The organism is Streptomyces corchorusii (assembly GCF_001514055.1).
Taxonomy (GTDB): domain Bacteria; phylum Actinomycetota; class Actinomycetes; order Streptomycetales; family Streptomycetaceae; genus Streptomyces; species Streptomyces olivaceoviridis.
Genome location: NZ_KQ948353.1, coordinates 151,142 through 169,843 on the forward strand (window position 1 = coordinate 151,142; position 18,702 = coordinate 169,843).

The window sequence follows — 18,702 nt, forward strand, 5'->3', positions numbered from 1 at the left end:
CGACGTCACCGGCAACAACTCCGCCAACGGCACCCGGGCACAGATCTGGACCTGCACCGGCGCCGCCAACCAGAAGTGGAACGCGCCCACGGCCGCGCAGCAGCCGGCCGAGCAGTGCTGGGCGACGCACTACGGGCCCCAGCCGCCCGGTGCCCTGACGGCCAGCGGCGAGATCTTCGACAACAACGCCGACACGGCGGCGACCTCCCTCAGCCGCCAGCCGCAACTGCCGTTCGGCACCCGCGTCCAGGTGACCAACGTCGCCAACGGCCGCTCACTGGTGGTCCGCATCAACGACCGGGGCACCTTCGCGCAGACGCCGCAGGAGCCCAAGTGCCTCGACCTGACCGACGGCGCGTTCGGCCGGCTCGGCGGAAGCCTGAACCCGGACGCCGGACACATAGTCGTCACGCAGACCGTCCTCAACTGATCAGCCGACAAGCGGAGTTGGCGGCCGACGTGCCGCCTCGCCTCCGCACGTCCGTACGTCCCCCCTCGCAGTACGCCCCGTGAACTGGAGCGCATCCCCCATGAATGTCCCGTACCTCAGACGGATACCGATGAGACGCGTGCACCTCGGACGGATGCTGGCCGCCTCCGTCGCCGCCTGCCTCGCCGCGCTGTGCGCCGTCACCCCGGCCCAGGCCGCCGACGGGCAGATCACCGGCCTCGCCGGCAAGTGCGTCGACGTGGCGGGCGCGAACAGCGCCAACGGCACCGCCGTCCAGCTCTACGACTGCAACGGCACGAACGCCCAGCGGTGGTCCAACCCCGGCGACGGCACCCTGCGGGCGCTCGGCAAGTGCCTCGACATCGTCGACCGCGGCACGGCCGACGGAGCCGCCGTACAGCTGTGGGACTGCTCCGGCGGAGCCAACCAGCAGTGGGTGGTCACCGCCGCGCACGACATCGTCAACCCGGCGGCGAACAAGTGCCTGGACGTGCGGGACAACAACTCCGCCAACGGCACCCGCCTCCAGATCTGGAGCTGCACCGGCGGGGCGAACCAGAAGTGGAACGCGCCGGCGAGCGGCGGGGGCGGCACCACGCCGTCCGGATTCGTCGTCTCCGAGGCCCAGTTCAACCAGATGTTCCCGAACCGGAACCCCTTCTACACCTACAGCGGTCTCACCGCCGCCCTCAGTGCGTACCCCGCCTTCGCGAACACCGGCAGCGACACCGTGAAGAAGCAGGAGGCCGCCGCCTTCCTCGCCAACGTCAGCCACGAGACCGGCGGCCTGGTGTACATCGTGGAGCAGAACACCGCCAACTACCCGCACTACTGCGACCCGAACCAGCCGTACGGCTGCCCGGCGGGTCAGGCGGCGTACTACGGGCGCGGCCCCATCCAGCTCTCCTGGAACTTCAACTACAAGGCCGCCGGCGACGCGCTCCACATCGACTTGCTCAACAACCCCTGGCTGGTGCAGAACGACGCCGCCGTCGCCTGGAAGACCGGCCTGTGGTACTGGAACACCCAGTCCGGTCCCGGCACGATGACCCCGCACAACGCCATGGTCAACGGCGCCGGCTTCGGCCAGACCATCCGCTCGATCAACGGCTCCCTGGAGTGCGACGGCAAGAACCCCGCGCAGGTCCAGAGCCGGGTCGACGCCTACCAGAGGTTCACCCAGATCCTCGGCGTCAGCCCGGGCGGCAACCTGTACTGCTGACCGACCTCCAGCACCACGCCCCTGGCGTACGGGCCGGTACGAACCGGGCCCGCGCGCCAGGGGTTTCCTCGTTGTGCCGCCGGGTTCCGGAAGACCAGCCGGACGCGACCGGAGGCAACCCCTTTCACCTGCGGCCTCCAATCAAAGACCGCTCATACATCCGATGTGTCTCCCGCTGGATGGCGGGTTCGTTCACCGTCTAGACGATTGACAGGTGCACGAAGGGTGCCTAGGTTCGCCAATACACCCGATGTATTGACGACCCGTCAGGTCTGGAGGACGACGATGGCCTCACAGTCGGACAAGCGCTCACCGGTGGCCCGGAGATCCGTGCTCGGTACCGCGCTGGGCGGAGCCGCGGTGGCGGCACTGCCGGGGGCGGCGCACGCGGAGCAGGCGGGGGCGGGCGGGGACGCCGGCCCGGCGGGCGGCCGACGGCCGTGGCGGCTTGGCACCGCCCTGGCCGACGACAGCGCCTGGGAGACGTTCCTGCGCGGCCAGGATCTGCTGTGGAGCCGGCTGCCCGCCCTCTGGCACGAGGGCCCCTTCCTGGGCGACGGGCTGCTCGGCAGCATGATCTACCGGGAGCCGGACGCCCAGCAGATCCGGTTCACCGTCCAGCACGGCCGGGTCCAGGACCACCGGCCCGAGCTCGGCAGCGGCTGGGGCACCTGCCGGCTGCCGGTCGGACACCTCACCCTCGAACCGGTCGGCGCCATCACCGCCGTGGACTGGCGGTTGAGCCTGTGGAACGCCGAGCTCACCGGCACCGTGACCACCACCGCGGGCACGCTCACCCTGGCCGCCCTCATCCACGACGAGGTCCTGGCGGTCCGCGTGACGGCGAGCGGCGGCGAGCGGGTCACGTGGACCTTCCACCCCGAGGAGGCCATCAGCCCCCGCAAGATCCAGGAGGCCCCGCCCGCCGGCTACACCGGCAACCCTCCGTGGACCACCCGGACCGCCGCCGACGGCACCGAGCAGGTGCTCCAGCCGCTCACCGGGGGCGGGCAGACGGCCACCGCCTACCGCCGCACCGGCGACGAACTGCTGCTCAGCGTCGGTCACAGCTTCCCCTCCGGGACCGCCGCCGAGGCCGACTCGCTGCGCACCCTGCGGCACGGGACGTCGTACGCGGCCCTCAGGCGGCGGCACGTGAGCTGGTGGCACGCCTTCTACCGGAAGAGCTTCGTGTCCTTCCCCGACCAGCGGTTGCAGAGCTTCCACTGGATCCAGCTCTACAAGGTCGCCTCCGCCAGCCGCGCGGGCGGGCCCGTCATGGCCACCAGCGGGCCCTGGCTGGAGCCGACACCCTGGCCGGCGGTCTGGTGGAACCTCAACGTCCAGCTGGAGTACTGGCTCATCCACGGCTCCAACCACCTGGAGCTCGACGCGCTCGCCGGCACGCTGCGGCAGAACCAGGAACAACTCGTCGCCAACGTGCCCGCCGCGTACCGCAAGGACAGCTCCGGGATCGGCCGCAGCTCCGACATGTTCGCGAACCGCTCCGTGGGAGAGCCGGGCACCGGTGCCGAGACCGGCGACCTCACCTGGGCGCTGCACAACGTGTGGCTGTCCTACCGGCACAGCATGGACAAGGCCCTGCTGCGGGACACGGTCTACCCGGTGCTGCGCCGGGCCGTCAACTACTACCTGCACTTCCTCACCCCGGGCAGCGACGGCAAGCTCCATCTGCCGAGCACGCTCTCGCCGGAGTACCCCGTCGTGCCGCCGCAGGACACCAACTACGACCTGGCGCTGATCCGCTGGGGCTGCCGGACGCTCCTGGAGTCGGCCGAACTGCTCGGCGTCCAGGACGAGGCGGCGCCACGCTGGCGGGAGGTGCTGGCCCGGCTCACGCCGTACCCGGTCGACGACAACGGGTTCATGATCGGTGCCGACACCCCGTACGCGCAGTCCCACCGGCACTACTCACACATGCTGATGGTGTACCCGCTGTACCTGGTCAACTGGGACCAGCCCGAGAACCGCGAGCTGATCATGAAGTCGGTGACCCACTGGCACGCGCTGACCGGCGCCCACCGGGGCTACAGCTACACCGGGGCCGCGTCGATCCACGCCATGACCGGCGACGGTGACACCGCGCTCGGCTACCTGCGGAAGTTCTTCGACCCCGCTACCCGCTACCCGTGCCGGGCCAACACGCACTACACCGAGGCCGGTCCGGTGATCGAGACGCCGCTGTCCGCCTCGCAGTCGCTGCACGACATGTTCTGCCAGAGCTGGGGCGGGGTGATCCGCGTCTTCCCGGCCGTCCCCTCGGCGTGGGCGGACGTCACCCTGCACGACTTCCGCACGCAGGGCGCCTTCCTGGTGAGCGCCGTCCGCAAGGCGGGCGTCACCCGGTTCATCCGGGTCAGGAGTCTGGCCGGCGAGCCGCTGAAGCTCCGGCACGGCCTGAGCGGAACCCTCACCGTGCTGCTGGACGACGGCTCCCCGGCGCACACCCGGGACCTCGGCGACGGCACCCTCGCCATCGACCTGCCCAAGGACCGCGAGGTGCTGGTCCACTCCGGGTCCCGCCCCGACCTGCTCATCGCCCCGGTGGCCGTCAGCGAACCCGGTCCGGCGTGGGGGTTGCCGTAGCGGCCGTCCCCCATCGCCACGGCCCTGCCCCGCACGGGGCCGTGCGGCCGTCCCCCGCCGCCGGTTCGGCCGGCGCGGCGCCGCGTGCCCGTCCCCACCGGCGTCCGCCTCGCAGGACGCCGCGCGCACCCCGTCCCGCGCCCCGCTCCTCCCCGCAGGGCACCGAGCGGCCGTCCCTACCCTTCTCCCACCTCCACCCCATCACCCCGGGAGGGTTCCCATGGCGGTTCCGATCAGGACCGCGGTCGCCGCGCTGTGCGCCGGGCTGGCGGCCTCACTTCTCGGCGGCGGGCCCGCGCGGGCCGGCCAGGACACCGGCTCCGCCGCGCACGTCTGGACCGTGTCCGCGCCCGGGCCCGGCGCCGCGGCACAGGCACCGCGCGCCCGCGTGTCCCTGGACGGCACCACCGGCACCCTGGACCTGTCCGTGTCCCGCGGCGGACGGACGGTCATCGAGCCGTCCCCCGTCGGCATCCGCACCGAGCGGGCCGATCTCTCCCAGGGCCTGCGCTTCCTGCACCGCACGGACCGGCTGGTGGACGAGCGCTACCGGACGAAGTCCGGCAAACGGCTTGACCGGCGGTCCTGGATGAACGAGACACGGCTGTCGTTCGGCACCGCCGCGGGCGCCCGGTTCGACCTCGTCGTGCGTGCCGCCGCCGACGGTGTCGCCTACCGGTACGTACTGCCCGGGGGATACGGCGACGTGCTCGGCGAGACCTCCGCGTTCACCCTGCCGGCGGACGCGCGCGCGTGGCTCAGCGCCTACCGGGCGGACAACGAGGGCCAGTTCGCCGAGTACTCCGCCGGCAGCGCGCCCACCGGCTCCTACTCGGACCAGGCGCTGTTCGCGACCGACGGCGGCTACACCCTGCTCGCCGAGTCGGGCCTGAGCGGCGCCTACTCCGGTGCCCGGCTCGCGCACGACCAGGGCAGCGGCACGTACCGGGTCACGCTCGCCGACGATCGGATCCACAGCACCGGGGGTCCCCTCGCCACGCCATGGCGGGCGATGGTCACCGGCAGCCTGGCCACCGTCACGCGGTCCACGTTCACCGACGACCTCGCCCCCGCCTCCCGGGTCGCCGACACCTCCTGGATCCGGCCCGGCACCGTGCTGTGGACCTGGCTCGCCGGAGGCCGCGCGGCCGGCCAGAGCCTCACGGCGCAGCAGGCGTACGTCTACTACGCCGCCGCACGGCACTGGCCGTACGAGGCCGTCGACGCGGGCTGGTACTTCCGGAGCGACCAGTGGGACACCACCGACCCCGACTGGCAGACGGACAGCTGGCTGCCCCAGCTCACCGCGTACGCGCGGGCCAAGGGCGTCGGGATCGTCGTCTGGATCCACCAGCGCGACCTGGACACGCCCGAGGAACGCGCCCAGTGGCTGCCCACGCTGGAGCGGTGGGGCGTCAAGGGCGTCAAGATCGACTTCATGAACTCGGAGTCGCAGTCCATGCTCCAGTGGTACGACGCCATCCTCAAGGAGACGGCCGAACACCACCTCATGGTCGACTTCCACGGTTCCACGATCCCGAAGGGCATCCAGCGCACCTGGCCGCAGGTGATGACCATGGAGGGCGTCGGCGGCGAGGAGAAGCGCACCAACACGTCCGCCCACCTGACCACCCTGCCGTTCACGCGCAACGTCCTCGGCTCCATGGACTTCACCCCCGGCGGCTTCCAGCGCGTCGGCCAACGCCCGAACTCCGACGCGGCCGAGGCCGGTCTCGCCGTCACCTACGAGTCGGGTCTCCAGATGCTCGCGGGCAGCCCGGAGTCGTACGACGCCCGGCCGCTCGCCCGGGACTTCCTCGCCCAACTGCCCGCCGCCTGGGACGACACGCGGCTGCTCGCGGGCGCACCCGGGCGGGAGGCGGTCCTCGCCCGGCGTGGCGGCGACCGCTGGTTCCTGGGCGGGGTGTACGCCGGTCCCGCGCGCACGGCCGGGGTGCCGCTGTCCCTCGGGGCCGGACGGTGGCTGGTCGAGACGATCCGGGACGGCGCCGGCGGGCTGGTCCAGGACAGGCGGGTGGTGCGCGGCGGCGACACGCTCGGCGTCGATGTCGTCGCGGGCGGCGGTTTCGCCGGGATCGCCTGCCGCTGGCACCCCGGGGTCACCACCTGCCACCGCTGAGGCCGGCGCCGGTCGGCCGTCAGGGCTATGGACCTTCTCGGTCCTTCCCGGCACGGTGGTGGGCACCCCGGCCGGGCGGTGCCGTCGACCGGTCACCGCCCGGCTCCCCCACCTCCGACCCCAGGGGCTGCCCTCATGCCGATGCCACCAGCCGCGCTGCGACTCGCCGTCACCGCCGTGGGACTCCTCCTCACGGCCACCACCGGCGCCGGCACCGCGGCCCTCGCCGCCGTGCCGCCGCGCACCGCGCCCACCCGGATCGCCGCCGACACGCCGAACCCGGCCGGCTGGTCCGCGCCGTTGTCGACCCGGGGCCGGTACATCGTCGACGCGCACGGCGACCGCTTCCGGCTGAAGGGCGCCAACTGGGACGGCGCGCAGGGCTCCTGGACCGGCGGCGGCAGCGCCACCGACCCGGCCAACCACCACGCCGGGCAGGACTCGCACGGCATACCGCTCGGCCTGGACCGCGTACCGCTGCCCCGACTGCTGGCGGACTTCCACCAGCTGGGCATCAACACCATCCGGCTGCCGTTCTCCAACGAGATGATCCACAGCACCGCGCCCGTACCCGACGGCGCGGTCGCGGCCAACCCTCAACTGCGCGGCAGGACACCGCTGGAGATCTACGACGCCGTGGTGGAGGCGCTCAGCCAGAGCGGTTTCGCCGTCGTGCTCAACAACCACACCAACACCTCCCGGTGGTGCTGCGGCATCGACGGCAACGAGCGCTGGAACAGCGGGCAGTCCACCGCCCGGTGGGCGGACGACTGGGTGTTCATGGCCCGTCGCTACGCCTCCGTGCCCCGCGTGGTCGGCGCCGATCTGTACAACGAGGTCCGGCGTGACGTGCTGGACGACCCGAACTGGGGCCTGGGGGACGACCACGACTGGTACGGCGCGGCCCGGCTGGCCGCCGACCGCATCCTCACCGAGGTGAACCCGCGCCTCCTCATCGTGATCGAGGGCATCAACTGGACCGGTGTGCCCGTGGACGGACTCCCCCACGGCCGGCCGGTGCTCACCCCCGCGCGCACCCTCTCGCACACCCTCGTGGACGCCCGCAAACTGGTCTACTCCGCCCACTTCTACGGCTACACGGGGCCCCGCCACAGCGGCGCCACCGGCATCGGCGAGACCCACGACGCCCGCTACCAGGACCTGTCCCGCGCCGAGTTGGCCGCGGCCCTGGACGACGAGGCGTTCTTCGTGGAGGAGACCGGCCGGCACTACACCGCGCCCGTCTGGGTGAGCGAGTTCGGCATCGGGTCGGGCGAGACGAAGGCGGCGGCCCGCACCTGGTTCGGCCACGTCACCGACTACTTCGCCGACCACGACGCCGACTTCGCGTTCTGGCCGCTGGTCGGCTTCGAGGGCCACGACGACTGGGCCCTGCTGCGCTACGACACCGCGGGGCACCGCTCCGGCATCCTCGACTCCGGGGACTGGCGCGCCACCGCGTGGCAGCGTCTGATGTCCGCGCCGGGCACCACCGGCCCCGTGGCGTCCGTCCCGCTCTGGCGCATGCTGAGCACCGATCACGGAGACGCGGTGACGTCGCCGCGGGTGCGCGCCACGGGAGACTGGGACCCGGGAGCGCACAAGGCGGCCTGCCCCGACGGTACGAGGCTGGCCGGGCTGAGCCACACCGGCGGGCGTGGTCTGTGCACCGACACCGGGGCGGGAGACCTGCGCGCCGCCGACGCCCGCCAGACGGTCGTCACCGATGAGCGGTACGTGCCGGGCGGCGGGGACTGGGCGTCCGGGTACACCAAGTACCAGTGCCCGGCCGGGGAGTTCCTCATCGGCTACAGCCTGCGGGGGGAGCGCGTGTCGGCGGCGCTGTGCGTCCCGGCGCGGACCGCGCTGCCGGGCGCCGGGCGCACGGTGTGGTTCGACCGGTCCGACAACCGTCCCGCCGACGGCGCCGGCGGGGACTTCGCGGAGGGCGCCTTCAAGGGCCAGTGCGCGGCGACCGAGTACGCCGCCGGAATCGCCTTCACCACCCGCGTGGGCAGCCGCCCCGGCCCGGCGGCCCTGCTGTGCCGCCCGTTGCCCTGACCACCGGACCCCTCCCGCACGAGCCTGCCACGCGGCCGGGCCCCGCGACCGCCGACGGCGCGGGGCCCGGCACCTGCGACCCCGCCCGCCACCCGCACGCGGCTGCGGCTGCGGCTGCGGCTGCGGCTGCGGCTGCGGCTGCGGCTGCGGCTGCGGCTGCGGCTGCGGCTGCGAGGGTGGCGCCCCGGCCCCGACCCGCTCGGTGCGGCACAGCGCGGGCACTTGGCGTCGGGACCGCTACGGCCAGCCGCCACCGACCGGCCACCCACGACCGCCGAGGGCGCGCGCCCGGCGCCCGCGCGTGGCAGCGGCTGCGCGGGTGGCGCCCCCGACCCCAACCCGCTCGGTGCGGCACGGCCGGGCTCTTCGCGCCGGGACCGCCACGGCCGGCCGCCACCGACCGGCGCTCCACCGAGCGCGCCGCTCCGCCGAGTGCGCCGGTTCCGCGCGCGGTCGGGTCGGGCTCGCCGCCCCGGACGTCTGCCGGGCGCCGCCGAGGCAGCGCCCGGCATCGCTGCTCGCCTGGGCAGCGCGGTCCTGCGCGGCGGCCTACGGGCGCCGTCAGCCGTCAGCCGTCAGCCGTCAGCCGGCGTCGTGCGCCAGTGTCGTCCCCGGCAGCGCGCACCGGAACGACTCCTGCGCCAGGGGCGGCTGACGCGGCGACCGCCCGGACGTCCGCCGGACGGGTCCTCGCCCGGGGCGCCGCCGGCCGGCCACCGCCCGGCCGGCGGACACACCTGCGGCCTCAGGTCAGGGCGTTCCGGATTCGGTGCAGGATCTCCCGCAGGATGCCCTCCGACGTCCCGAAGTTGAGCCGTACGAAGCCCTCGCCCTCCGCTCCGAACGTGCGGCCGTCGTTGAGCAGCACCCGCGCCTCCTTCAGGAAGAAGGTCTGCAGGTCGGTGTCCAGGTCCAGCTCACGGCAGTCGAGCCAGGCGAGGAACGTCGCCTGGGGCGTGCGGTGGCGCACACCGGGCGGAAGCTCCTGAGCGACCAGCGCTGCGTTGCGCGCCAGGACCGTCCTCAGCTCCGCCAGCCAGGCGTCCCCGTCCCGCCAGGCGGCCAGGGTGGCCGCGACGCCGAAGGTGTTCGGTTCGCCGTACAGGTGGGTGGGGTGCGCCAGTGCCTCGCGCACCTCGGCCGCGCCGACGTGGGCGACGGCGCAGCGCAGTCCCGGCACGTTGAACGCCTTCGTGGCCGAGGTCAGGGTCACCGTGCGCGCGGCCACCTCGGCCGAGAGGGAGGCGAACGGGAGGTGCCGGTGCGGGGCGTGGACGAGGTCGGAGTGGATCTCGTCCGCGACGACCAGCAGGCCGTGGCGGAGGGCGAGCCCCGCCAGTGTCCGGAGTTCCTCGCGGCGCAGCACGCGTCCTGTCGGGTTGTGCGGGTTGACCAGCAGCAGCACCCGTGCGGGCCTCTCCCGCAGTTCCCGGTCGAGCCGGTCGGCGTCGAACGTCCAGGTGTCGCCGTCCGGCGTGTACGGCACCGGGTGCGGGCGCCGCCCCATGCTCGCGATCGTCTCCAGGAACGGCGGGTAGGCCGGGGTGTGCACCACGACGCCGTCGCCGGGCCGCGTGGCGACGTGCAGTACGGCCTGGAGGCCCTGGTTGATGTCGGTGAACTCCCTGACGTGCGCGGCGTCGAGCACCCAGCCGTGGCGTTCGCGCATCCGCTCGGCGAAGGCGTCCCGCAGGGGGTTCCGGACGGACCGTCCGTCCGTCCCAGGAGGGGTAGCCGAGGTCGTGGTCCACGCACCGCGCCAGGGCCGCACGCACGGCGGGCGCCGGCGGGAAGTCCATCTCCGCGATCCACGCCGGGAGTACGTCCGGCTCGACGCGGCTCCACTTGGCTCCGGGCCGCCGGGACAGCGCGCGGACGTCCAGGTCGTCGAACATGGGGTGCCTCTCTGCCGCCATCCGTCCATCCTGCCGCCGACGAGACGTGGACACACCCCTCTGCCGGGCGACACGTCAGCCGGCCACCGGCGCCGGCCGTACCACGAGGTGCCCGCCCAGGTGCAGCCGGGCGACCAGGCCGGCGCAGCCGAGGCCGGTCGCGGCCAGGGCCGCCCACGGCAGCCAGCGTACCCCGGTGTCGAACAGCGCCCCGACGGCGAGGTTGCCCAGCGAGACCGCGATGCCGGAGGCCGTGTTGTAGGCGCCGTAGTACGTCGCGACGAGCCGGTCGCCGGAGAGCCGTACCACGGTGTCCATCTCGAAGGGGTAGAGCAGCGCCCCGCCCCCGGCCAGCAGGACCGCGCACAGCGTCAGCGCGCAGAGCCCGGCCGGCGCGCCGTACGAGCGGGGCAGCAGTGGCAGGAAGGCGACGCCCATGACCACGAGCCCCCACACGACGGCCCGCGGTCCGGACAGGGTGCGCTGCGCCCACGCGGTCAGCTTGAGCTGGCCCGCCAGCGCGGCCAGCGCCGACGCGGCGAAGACCACCCCGGTGACCCATCCGGTCCGCTGGCCGAAGAGCGCGCGGGCGTGCAGCGGGAGGGCGAGGTAGACCTGGAAGGCCAGGACGTAGGAGCCGCTCATGGCGACCGCGAAGAGCAGGAAGGGGCGGTTGGCGGCGACGGCACGCCAGTCGGCGGCGACCGCCCGCCAGGCGGGTCCGGTGCCGCGGCCGGCGGGGGGCCGGGCGGGCAGGGCGCGGGACTGCACCGCGGCGAGGGCGCCGAAGATGGTGGCCGCGACCGCGCACACCGCGCTGAAGTTCCAGGTCAGCAGGGCCAGTCCGGCGAGCGGGCCGACCAGGATGCCCGCCTGGTAGAAGACGTTGAACGCGGCGAACGCCGCCACCCGGCGCTCCTCGCCGGCGTCCGCCGCGAGATACGCGCGGACGGCCGGGTTGAACAGCGCGCCCGCCAGGCCGGTCAGCGCCGACGCCGCCACCAGGGCGGGGAGCGAGCCGGCGACCGCCAGCAGCCCGAAGGCGACCACGCGCAGGGCGCACCCCGTGAGGATCATCGGCTTGCAGCCGTAGCGGTCGGCGAGGGTGCCGCCGACGAGGAACATGCCCTGCTGGGAGAAAGTGCGCACCCCCAGCACCAGGCCGACCGCCCAGGCGGCGAGGCCGAGGCCGTGGGCCAGGTGGTCGGCGAGGTAGGGCATGAGCATGTAGAAGCCCAGGTTGATGGCGAACTGGTTCACCATCAGCAGCCGGGCCGGCCGGTCGAAGGAGGCCGGCGGGAGCCGTAGCCGCTTCACCGGGCACCCGCCTTCGTCAGGTCGCGGGCGAGCGGGTCGCGGACCCGGCCGCAGCGCGTCCACCGGGTCACGACGCACGCGTCCGGCTCGGTGATGTCGTCGGGCTCCGGCGGCGGTGTCCGCCCGAGGAGGCCGTGCTCGCGGCACCAGCCGTCGTCGTAGACCGTGTGCAGGTAGCGGTGCGGGCCGTCGGGGAAGATCGCGGCGATCCTCGTCCCGGCGGGGTACGTCCGCGCCGCCCATCCGGCCACCAGCGCCACCGCTCCGACACTCCAGCCGCCGGAGGCGTAGTGCCGTAGGGCGAGTTGGCGGCAGGCCCAGACCGCCTCGGCCGGGGCCACCCAGTGGACCTCGGCGAAGGCCGCGTAGGCGACGTTGTCCGGGTGGATGCTGGAACCGAGGCCGCGCATCAGCCGCGGTCCCGCCGGCTGGCCGAAGATCGCCGAGCCGACCGAGTCCACCCCGATGAGCGTCAGGCGCGGGAAGGCCTCACCCAGTACGGCGGAGACGCCGGCGGAGTGTCCGCCCGTGCCGACCGCCGTCACCAGCACGTCCACCCAGCCGAGTTGGGCGATCAGCTCGGCCGCGAGGGGGCGGTAGGCGGCGGCGTTGTCGGGGTTGCGGTACTGGTCCGGGCAGTAGGCGCCCGGGGTGCGGGCCAGCAGTTCGGTGACGCACGCGCGGCGCGCCTCCTGCCAGCCGCCCTCGGGGTGCGGCGCGGCGACCTGGAGGAGGCGCGCGCCCCGCGCGGTGAGCAGGCGAGCCATGGCCGGTTCCATGCCGGGGTCGGTCACGACGGTCACCGGGTGGCCGTAGGTCAGCCCGGCCAGGGCGAGGCCGAGGCCGAGCGTGCCGCTGGAGGACTCGATGATCGGCGCGCCCGGCGCGAGGTCGCCGCGCCGGCGGGCCTCACGGACCATGTGCAGGGCGGGCCGGTCCTTGAGGCCGCCCGGGTTGGCGCCTTCCAGCTTGGCGTGGAAGCCGCGGCCGGGCGGGGCGAAGGGTTCGTCCACCCACAGGACCGGGGTGTCGCCGACGAGGTGGGCGGGGCGCCGGGCGGTCCGGAGGCGGGGGGTGCGGGTCCGGAAGGGTTCGGGCAGGGGTTCCGGGAGGACTCCGGGCAGGGCATCGGGGAGGAATCCGGGCAGGGAGGGGTGCATGGCGTACGGCTCCTTCGCGCCCGGCGGCCGTGCGGCGGGCGCTGTGCGGGTGGGGGGTGGCGCGCGAGGCACGCCCCGGTCCGCGCGGGGGCGGGGGGGCGTGCGGGCGGGGCCTACTGCCGTAGCACCCGGACGAGCGCGAGCGAGGAACTGTGCGCACAGGAGGGGGAGACACCGGGCGGTCTGCACCGAGCGGTGTGTGCGAGGGGCCCGCGGAGCCCGGCGGGAAGGAGCGGCTGGTGCGTCTCACCGTCGAGGGCGGTGTCGTCCAGGGCGGCACGCGGCCGGTCCGCCGTGTGGTCGACGTGCCCGTCCGCCGCGTGCCGGTGCTGGGGCGGTCCGTTCGAACCCGTCTCGTCGGCTCCGTCCGCGACCTGCCGGACGTCCTGTGTCACCAGGGCACTCGGGTCCGGGCCGGCGAAGGAGCAGGCGTGCACCGCGCCGGAGAGGTGGGCGGCGATCACCAGGACCAGCCCGACCAGCAGGGCGGCACGACGGGAGCGCCCCGCGCGTCCGCCACCGCTGCCCCACGACATGATCACAGACCCACAGTAATCGTGTGGTGACGGCATGTCACATCGCCGGGGGTGCGATTCGCCCGCGAGGGGGGCTTCGACGCCCACCGCTACCGACGCCCGCTGGGGCTTCGACACCCACCGCCACCCACACCCGCTGGGGCTTCGACACCCACCGCCGCCGATGCCGATGCCGATCCCGATGCCGGGGGCGGGGCCTCACCCGACGGGCACCCGTGCACCACTCGCACCCCCGCGCGCGCCGCCGGCGGCACCTGGTCCGCGCCCTCGGCCGAGGCCGGCGTCTGCGGCGCGTCCGGTGGCCCGTGCTCCGGGCCTCACCGCTTCCCCGGTGCCCGGCTAGCCGCGCTCCGCTCCGCACGCCGCGTCGAGCGCGGCCACCACTGCGCGGTACCGCTCCCGGGCGGCGCCGTGGCTGCGGTCGATGACCACGGCGCCCATCTTCCCGAACTCCGGCAGGGCGCCCAGCATGGAGAAGACGGCGCCGCGACGGTCCTCGTCGCGGTAGAGGAGACCTTCCCGGGACGCGATGTCGAGGACCTGCTGCGCCGTCAGGGTCCGGTACCGCTCGTGCTGGAGCCGGTCCGTGGCGACGTAGCACAGGGGTACGCCGTCCGGGGTGAGGTAGCTGCCGGTGGCGGGGTCGAGCCGCGCCTGCGCGACGCCCTCCAGGAAGTTCAGCGGCGCCGTTCCGCCGCCCATCCGGAGGTTGATCTCCAGGGCGTGGTGCCGCCAGCCGCCGCCCTCCTCACGTGCCGAGACGAAGTCGACGCTCGCGATGCCGACCACGCCCTTGGCGGCCAGCGCGCGTCCCGTCCGCGACGCGAGGGCGTGCAGTTCGAGTCGGTAGTCCTCCAGGGCGGGGGCGGTGGCGCCGGCGTAGGTCTGCCCCGCGGCGCCCACGAAGAACTGGTCCTGGGTGGACAGCACCCGGACGTCACCCGAGGGGGAGACTCCCACCTGGGCCGACGGCGACCTGACCTCGGCGCCCGTGACGAACTCCTCCACGACCCCGCCCATCTCGGCGAACTTGGCCGCGTAGTGGTCCCAGGTGTCGGGCGGGGTGGCGAACTCGACGCGGTCGGGCAGCACCCGCCGGATCCACGCCTCGACGCCTCCCGGCCCGGGCGCCCCCCGGAAGTCGAAGAGAGCGTTGCCGCCGGCTCCGAAGCTCTCGTTGAGCTTGATGACGGCGCGCCCGGAAGCGGGCCGGGTGGCGTGCAGCCGGGCCAGGGCCTGGACGAGGTCGTCCTCGTCCCGGAGATCCTCCACGCCGGCGGGCGTCGGCACGCCCGCCTCCGCGAACACGCGCCGGGCCCCGCTCTTGGAGCCGAGGGGGGCCAGTTCCGGGTCGCAGGCGAACAGGGGCACACCGAGCCGGACGGCGAGTTCCCGCTCGAACGGCGTTCCGTTGAAGGCGAGGAGGCAGGCGTCCTCGGGGCCGGTGAGGGACCGCTGCAACCGCTCGATCACCTCGGGGCGTCGCAGGATCTTCCGCGTCAGCGGCTCGGGGCCGGGGTCCGCGCAGTCCACCAGGGTGAGCCGGCGGCGGGCGTCCTCGGCCGGCAGCGAGCGCACCAGGCCGAGCGCGTAGTCCACCACGTGGTCCGGCATCGGCATGCTGGTGACGTAGACGAGGTGCCGGTCGGGGTGGCGCAGCAGATGCAGGAAGGACAGCAACCGCTCCTCGTAGTACATGATGCCCGGGATCTTGGTCATCCCCGCCTGGTCCAGGGTGAAGCTGGGGAGCACCACGACGACCCGCGGCCGTCCCGTGCCGTCGAGGGGAGAGACCAGGTTCTTCTGGAGCCTGTCGAAATCGGTGTTCAGGTCTGCGTTACCCGCCACGAAATCTGCCTTTCCCGGTGGAGTACGACGTCAGCATTCCCCGCTGTTCTCGCGACCCAATCCTGAGGCGCCTCAAGTCGGCCACCGAGCATCCGGCCGCTGCCGGCACCGCGTCCTCCGCCCCGTCCGCCGACCCTCCCGGAACAAGCCGAGATCCACTGATGTCTGGCCGAAATCCCCTCTGCCACGGACTTCACCGGTCTGTCAGTCTTGTTTCCCGTTCGTCAGGGCCGGCTGGAAACAATCATGCACAGTTGAGGTGAGGGTCGCTTCGAGGGAGCCCGCCGCATGGATCGCACGGAAGAACTCCGCCTGCTGGACCGGGCCTTGGAGCACCTCCGCAACAAGCGCAAGCAACTCACCGAGAACGACACCCGGGTCGGCGTGGAGCGTTATCGGTCGCCCGACTGGTACCGGGCGGAGATCGAACGCGTCTTCACCCGTCTTCCGTCGATGCTCGTCCACACCTCCGAGATCCCGGAGCCGGGCAGCTTCGTCACGTTCGAGCACTTCGGGCGGCCGTTGATCGTCACCCGCGGCCACGACGGGACGGCCCGGGTCCTCCTCAACGCCTGCCGCCACCGCGGTGCGCGGGTGGAACCGGACCCGTCCGGGCAGCGCCGCCACTTCACCTGCGGGTATCACGCCTGGCGCTACGAGCTGGACGGCACCCTGAGCGCCATCCCGAGCGCGCACTGCTTCCCCGGGGTCGAGCCGGGCACGAGGAACCTGCGGGAGTGTCCCTCGGTCGAGGCGTACGGGTTCGTGTGGCTGATGCCCGAGGGCAGGTCGGAACTCAAGGATCTCGACGAATTCCTCGGGGACTTCCGGCGGGACATCGAGGACCTGAATCTGGCGGACTTCGACGTGTACGGGGCCGAGAGTCACGAGTGGGACATCAACTGGAAACTGGTCGTCGAGGGCACGCTGGAGGGATACCATTTCCCCTTCCTCCACACCAAGAGTGCCAATCCGCTCTTCGAGCCCAACACCTTCTTTTTCGACTCCTTCGGGCCCCACCTGCGGTCCATCCTCCCGAAACGTTCCATCAACTTCATCACCGAGACGGAACGCGATGAGCGACGGCTGCTGTCGGTGGCCAATGTCATCCACACCGTATTCCCGAACGAGACCGTCCTGCATCAGTCGGACCATTTCCTCTGGATCACCTCGCACCCGCTCGGTCCGACCAGGACCCTGGTGAAACTCCGTCTTCTGGTGCCCCCCGGTTCGACGACCGGAGAGGACGCCGAACGCTGGGAGGACAACCGGAAACTGACGTACCAGGTGCAGTACGAGGACCTGGAGATCTACCGCGAGATCCAGCGGGGCCTGGCGTCCGGAGCCAATGAGGAACACTGTTTCGGCACGCAGGAGTTCGCTCTGCGCACCTACAACGACACGATCGAGAGGTACCTCCTCGGCCCGGGAGAGCCCGGGGCCCCCGGGGCGCCCGGAGAGCCGCCGGGCTGTTGAGGACGTCGCGCGTGCGCGCCGGGCTCAGCCCCGCTCGTCGTATCCCGCCTGCGCGATGATGTCGCGCATGACCTCGCTCGCCCCGGCGGCGACGGTGGCGGCGCGCGCGTCCTGCACAGCGCGGGCGACGGCCGCGTCCTCGCGGAAGCCCTCCGCCCCGTACAGACGCTGGCACTCCTCGGCGACGGTCCGGGACAGCTCGGTCGCCTTGAGCTTCGCCATCGAGCACGCGGTGATCGACAGCGGGTCCCGGGCGTAGCTCCAGGCCGCGTGGTGCACGAGCTGGCGGGTCGCCTCCAGCTCGGTCAGCAGGTCGGCCATCCGGTGCCGGACCGCCTGCTTGCCGCTGAGGGTCGACTCGAAGGCCGCGCGCCCCTTGAGGTGCCGCCAGGTGGCCTCCAGGCACTCCTCCGCGGCGCCGACGGCCGTGATGCCCGCGGCGAGGCGCTCCAGCTGCATGTTCTTCATGATCTGGATGAAGCCGCTGTTGCGCCGGCCGATGAGGTGGGTGCGCGGGACGCGTACACCGCGCAGGCCGACGTCCGCCACCGCCGAGGCCCGCCAGGCCGCGCAGTCGTTGGGGCGCACGCTCACTCCCGCGCGGTCCCGTTCGACGACCAGCAGGCTCAGGTCCTGGTGGGCGGATCGGCCGGCGGTGGGTGATCCGGTCCGCACCGCGGTCACGAAGAAGTCGGCGAACCCGCCGTTGACGACGAAGCGCTTCTCGCCGTCGACCACCAGGTCGTCGCCCTCCTCCCGCGCGGTCGAGGCCAGCCGTGCCAGGTCGGAGCCCGCCTGCGGTTCGGTGATCGCCAGGGCGACGACCAGTTCGCCGGCCACGGCCGGACGCAGGAACCGTTCCCGCAGTTCGGCCGAGCCGTCGGCGGCCAGGTAGCTCGTGCCCATGTAGGAGTGGAGGGCGACGGCGAATCGCACCCCGCCGAAGCCCAGCCGGCCCAGCTCCTCCAGGAAGACCACCGAGTGGAAGATGTCCTTGCCGGAACCCCCCGCCGACACGGGGTGGTTCAGGCCGAGGAGTCCTTCCGCCCCGAGGGCGCGCCAGGCCGAGCGCGGCATGGTCCGTCCGCGTTCCCACTCCGCCGCGTGGGGGGCGATCCGCTGCTGGAGGAAGGTGCGCACGGAGTGCCGGAACGCCTCGTGCTCGGCGGTGAGGTACGGGGACCGGACGGGCGACGGCGCCGCCTGCATGGTCATCGGGCGCCTCCCCGCAGCCGCTCGGCGATGACCTCGACGACGGCGGGTTCCTGCTCCCGCAGGAAGAAGTGGCCGGCGGGGAACGAGTGGATGGCGAATTCCTTCCAGGTGTGGTGCTGCCAGTCGATCATGTCCTCGTACGGGTCGACGTCGTCGTGGTCGCCGCACAGGGCGAGGACCGGGACCGGGAGGCGGCCGGGGGTGGGCCGCCAGGTCTCGGCCAGCCGCAGGTCGGCGCGGAGCATCGGTTCCAGCAGATCCATGAGCGGCTGGTTGTCCAGGACCTCGGGCGGCACCCCGTTCATCGCGCGCAGCCGGGCCCGCAGCGCCGGGCCGTCCAGGGAGTGCATGTCCGGGTGGCGCGGGGGTCTGCCGGGCCCGCGGCAGGCGGAGACGACGAGCAGCTCGGGAGGGCGGCGGCCGTCGTCGACCAGCCGGTGCGCCAGTTCGTACGCCAGTCGGGCGCCGAGGCTGTGCCCGAAGAACGCGTACGGCCCCTGGTCGCTCAGCGGGGCGAAGGCGGCGGTCAGTTCCGCCAGTGCCGTGTCCCACGAGGTGTGGGCCGGTTCGCGGAAGCGCTGTTCGCGGCCCGGCAGCCGTACTGCGACGACCGGGACGCGCGAGGTGAGCCGGGACTGCCAGCCGCGGAAGACCTGGGTGCCGCCTCCGGCGTACGGGAAGCAGTACAGCCGCACGTCGGCGGCGTCCGCCCCGCCTCGGCCGTCCCGGCTGACCGCGGTGGCGCCGCCGAACGGTGCGAGCAGGTGCACCGTC

General features: G+C 73.3%; 13 protein-coding genes. 6 read left to right on the forward strand and 7 right to left on the reverse strand.

The features are described 5' to 3' along the window. From AQJ11_RS52630 to AQJ11_RS07930, 5 genes are all read left to right on the forward strand, one after another. Positions 1 to 430 (forward strand): septal ring lytic transglycosylase RlpA family protein (locus AQJ11_RS52630; RefSeq protein WP_279616939.1); only part of this gene is annotated, 430 nt, incomplete at its 5' end. A gap of 130 nt (positions 431 to 560) precedes the next feature. Beyond that, complete coding sequence (locus tag AQJ11_RS07915) at positions 561 to 1,673, forward strand: glycoside hydrolase family 19 protein (RefSeq protein WP_208616461.1); 1,113 nt, start codon at positions 561 to 563, stop codon at positions 1,671 to 1,673. A gap of 285 nt (positions 1,674 to 1,958) precedes the next feature. Further along, on the forward strand, positions 1,959 to 4,280 hold the full coding sequence (locus AQJ11_RS07920; RefSeq protein WP_208616462.1) for a glycosyl hydrolase family 95 catalytic domain-containing protein: 2,322 nt from the start codon (positions 1,959 to 1,961) through the stop codon (positions 4,278 to 4,280). A 220-nt stretch (positions 4,281 to 4,500) separates the two neighbouring features. Beyond that, a complete protein-coding gene (locus AQJ11_RS07925; RefSeq protein ID WP_059262381.1) occupies positions 4,501 to 6,420 on the forward strand; it encodes a glycoside hydrolase family 97 protein in 1,920 nt (639 codons plus the stop codon). 135 nt (positions 6,421 to 6,555) lie between these two features. Continuing rightward, on the forward strand, positions 6,556 to 8,481 hold the full coding sequence (locus AQJ11_RS07930; protein WP_059262382.1) for a cellulase family glycosylhydrolase: 1,926 nt from the start codon (positions 6,556 to 6,558) through the stop codon (positions 8,479 to 8,481). A gap of 745 nt (positions 8,482 to 9,226) precedes the next feature. Here the strand turns inward: AQJ11_RS07930 and AQJ11_RS07935 are convergent. The 5 genes from AQJ11_RS07935 to AQJ11_RS07955 form a co-directional block, all read right to left on the reverse strand. Beyond that, a complete protein-coding gene (locus tag AQJ11_RS07935) occupies positions 9,227 to 10,150 on the reverse strand; it encodes a MalY/PatB family protein (protein ID WP_244218153.1) in 924 nt (307 codons plus the stop codon). 301 nt (positions 10,151 to 10,451) lie between these two features. Then, positions 10,452 to 11,693, reverse strand: a complete 1,242-nt coding sequence (locus tag AQJ11_RS07940) for an MFS transporter (protein WP_059262383.1) — start codon at positions 11,691 to 11,693, stop codon at positions 10,452 to 10,454. Then, positions 11,690 to 12,853 carry a PLP-dependent cysteine synthase family protein gene (locus AQJ11_RS07945; protein ID WP_059262384.1) on the reverse strand — a complete coding sequence of 388 codons (1,164 nt, stop codon included), beginning with the start codon at positions 12,851 to 12,853 and terminating at the stop codon, positions 11,690 to 11,692. The genes AQJ11_RS07940 and AQJ11_RS07945 overlap by 4 nt, the downstream gene beginning before the upstream one ends. A 113-nt stretch (positions 12,854 to 12,966) precedes the next feature. Continuing rightward, positions 12,967 to 13,389 carry a hypothetical protein gene (locus tag AQJ11_RS07950; protein WP_244218178.1) on the reverse strand — a complete coding sequence of 141 codons (423 nt, stop codon included), beginning with the start codon at positions 13,387 to 13,389 and terminating at the stop codon, positions 12,967 to 12,969. A gap of 339 nt (positions 13,390 to 13,728) precedes the next feature. Further along, positions 13,729 to 15,237, reverse strand: a complete 1,509-nt coding sequence (locus AQJ11_RS07955; protein ID WP_015493428.1) for a peptide ligase PGM1-related protein — start codon at positions 15,235 to 15,237, stop codon at positions 13,729 to 13,731. 288 nt (positions 15,238 to 15,525) lie between these two features. Here AQJ11_RS07955 and AQJ11_RS07960 point away from each other — a divergent pair, with 288 nt between their 5' ends. Beyond that, a complete protein-coding gene (locus tag AQJ11_RS07960; protein ID WP_059262386.1) occupies positions 15,526 to 16,713 on the forward strand; it encodes an aromatic ring-hydroxylating oxygenase subunit alpha in 1,188 nt (395 codons plus the stop codon). A 24-nt stretch (positions 16,714 to 16,737) separates the two neighbouring features. Here AQJ11_RS07960 and AQJ11_RS07965 read toward each other — a convergent pair whose 3' ends face one another. Together AQJ11_RS07965 and AQJ11_RS07970 are read right to left on the reverse strand one after the other, a co-directional pair. Then, positions 16,738 to 17,928 (reverse strand): acyl-CoA dehydrogenase family protein, encoded by a 1,191-nt coding sequence (locus AQJ11_RS07965; RefSeq protein WP_059262387.1) that lies wholly within the window; start codon positions 17,926 to 17,928, stop codon positions 16,738 to 16,740. Continuing rightward, positions 17,925 to 18,698, reverse strand: coding sequence for a thioesterase II family protein (locus AQJ11_RS07970; RefSeq protein ID WP_059262388.1), 774 nt, complete (start codon positions 18,696 to 18,698; stop codon positions 17,925 to 17,927). Before AQJ11_RS07970 ends, AQJ11_RS07965 begins: the two co-directional genes overlap by 4 nt. Between the last annotated feature and the right edge of the window lie 4 nt (positions 18,699 to 18,702).

Excerpts from the sequence above, each read along its gene's own strand:
- AQJ11_RS07915 (WP_208616461.1), top strand. The coding sequence starts at position 561 with ATGAGACGCGTGCACCTCGGACGGATGCTGGCCGCCTCCGTCGCCGCC.
- AQJ11_RS07920 (WP_208616462.1), top strand. The coding sequence starts at position 1,959 with ATGGCCTCACAGTCGGACAAGCGCTCACCGGTGGCCCGGAGATCCGTG.
- AQJ11_RS07925 (WP_059262381.1), top strand. The coding sequence starts at position 4,501 with ATGGCGGTTCCGATCAGGACCGCGGTCGCCGCGCTGTGCGCCGGGCTG.
- AQJ11_RS07930 (WP_059262382.1), top strand. The coding sequence starts at position 6,556 with ATGCCGATGCCACCAGCCGCGCTGCGACTCGCCGTCACCGCCGTGGGA.
- AQJ11_RS07935 (WP_244218153.1), bottom strand. The coding sequence starts at position 10,150 with ATGCGCGAACGCCACGGCTGGGTGCTCGACGCCGCGCACGTCAGGGAG.
- AQJ11_RS07945 (WP_059262384.1), bottom strand. The coding sequence starts at position 12,853 with ATGCACCCCTCCCTGCCCGGATTCCTCCCCGATGCCCTGCCCGGAGTC.
- AQJ11_RS07950 (WP_244218178.1), bottom strand. The coding sequence starts at position 13,389 with ATGTCGTGGGGCAGCGGTGGCGGACGCGCGGGGCGCTCCCGTCGTGCC.
- AQJ11_RS07960 (WP_059262386.1), top strand. The coding sequence starts at position 15,526 with ATGGATCGCACGGAAGAACTCCGCCTGCTGGACCGGGCCTTGGAGCAC.
- AQJ11_RS07965 (WP_059262387.1), bottom strand. The coding sequence starts at position 17,928 with ATGACCATGCAGGCGGCGCCGTCGCCCGTCCGGTCCCCGTACCTCACC.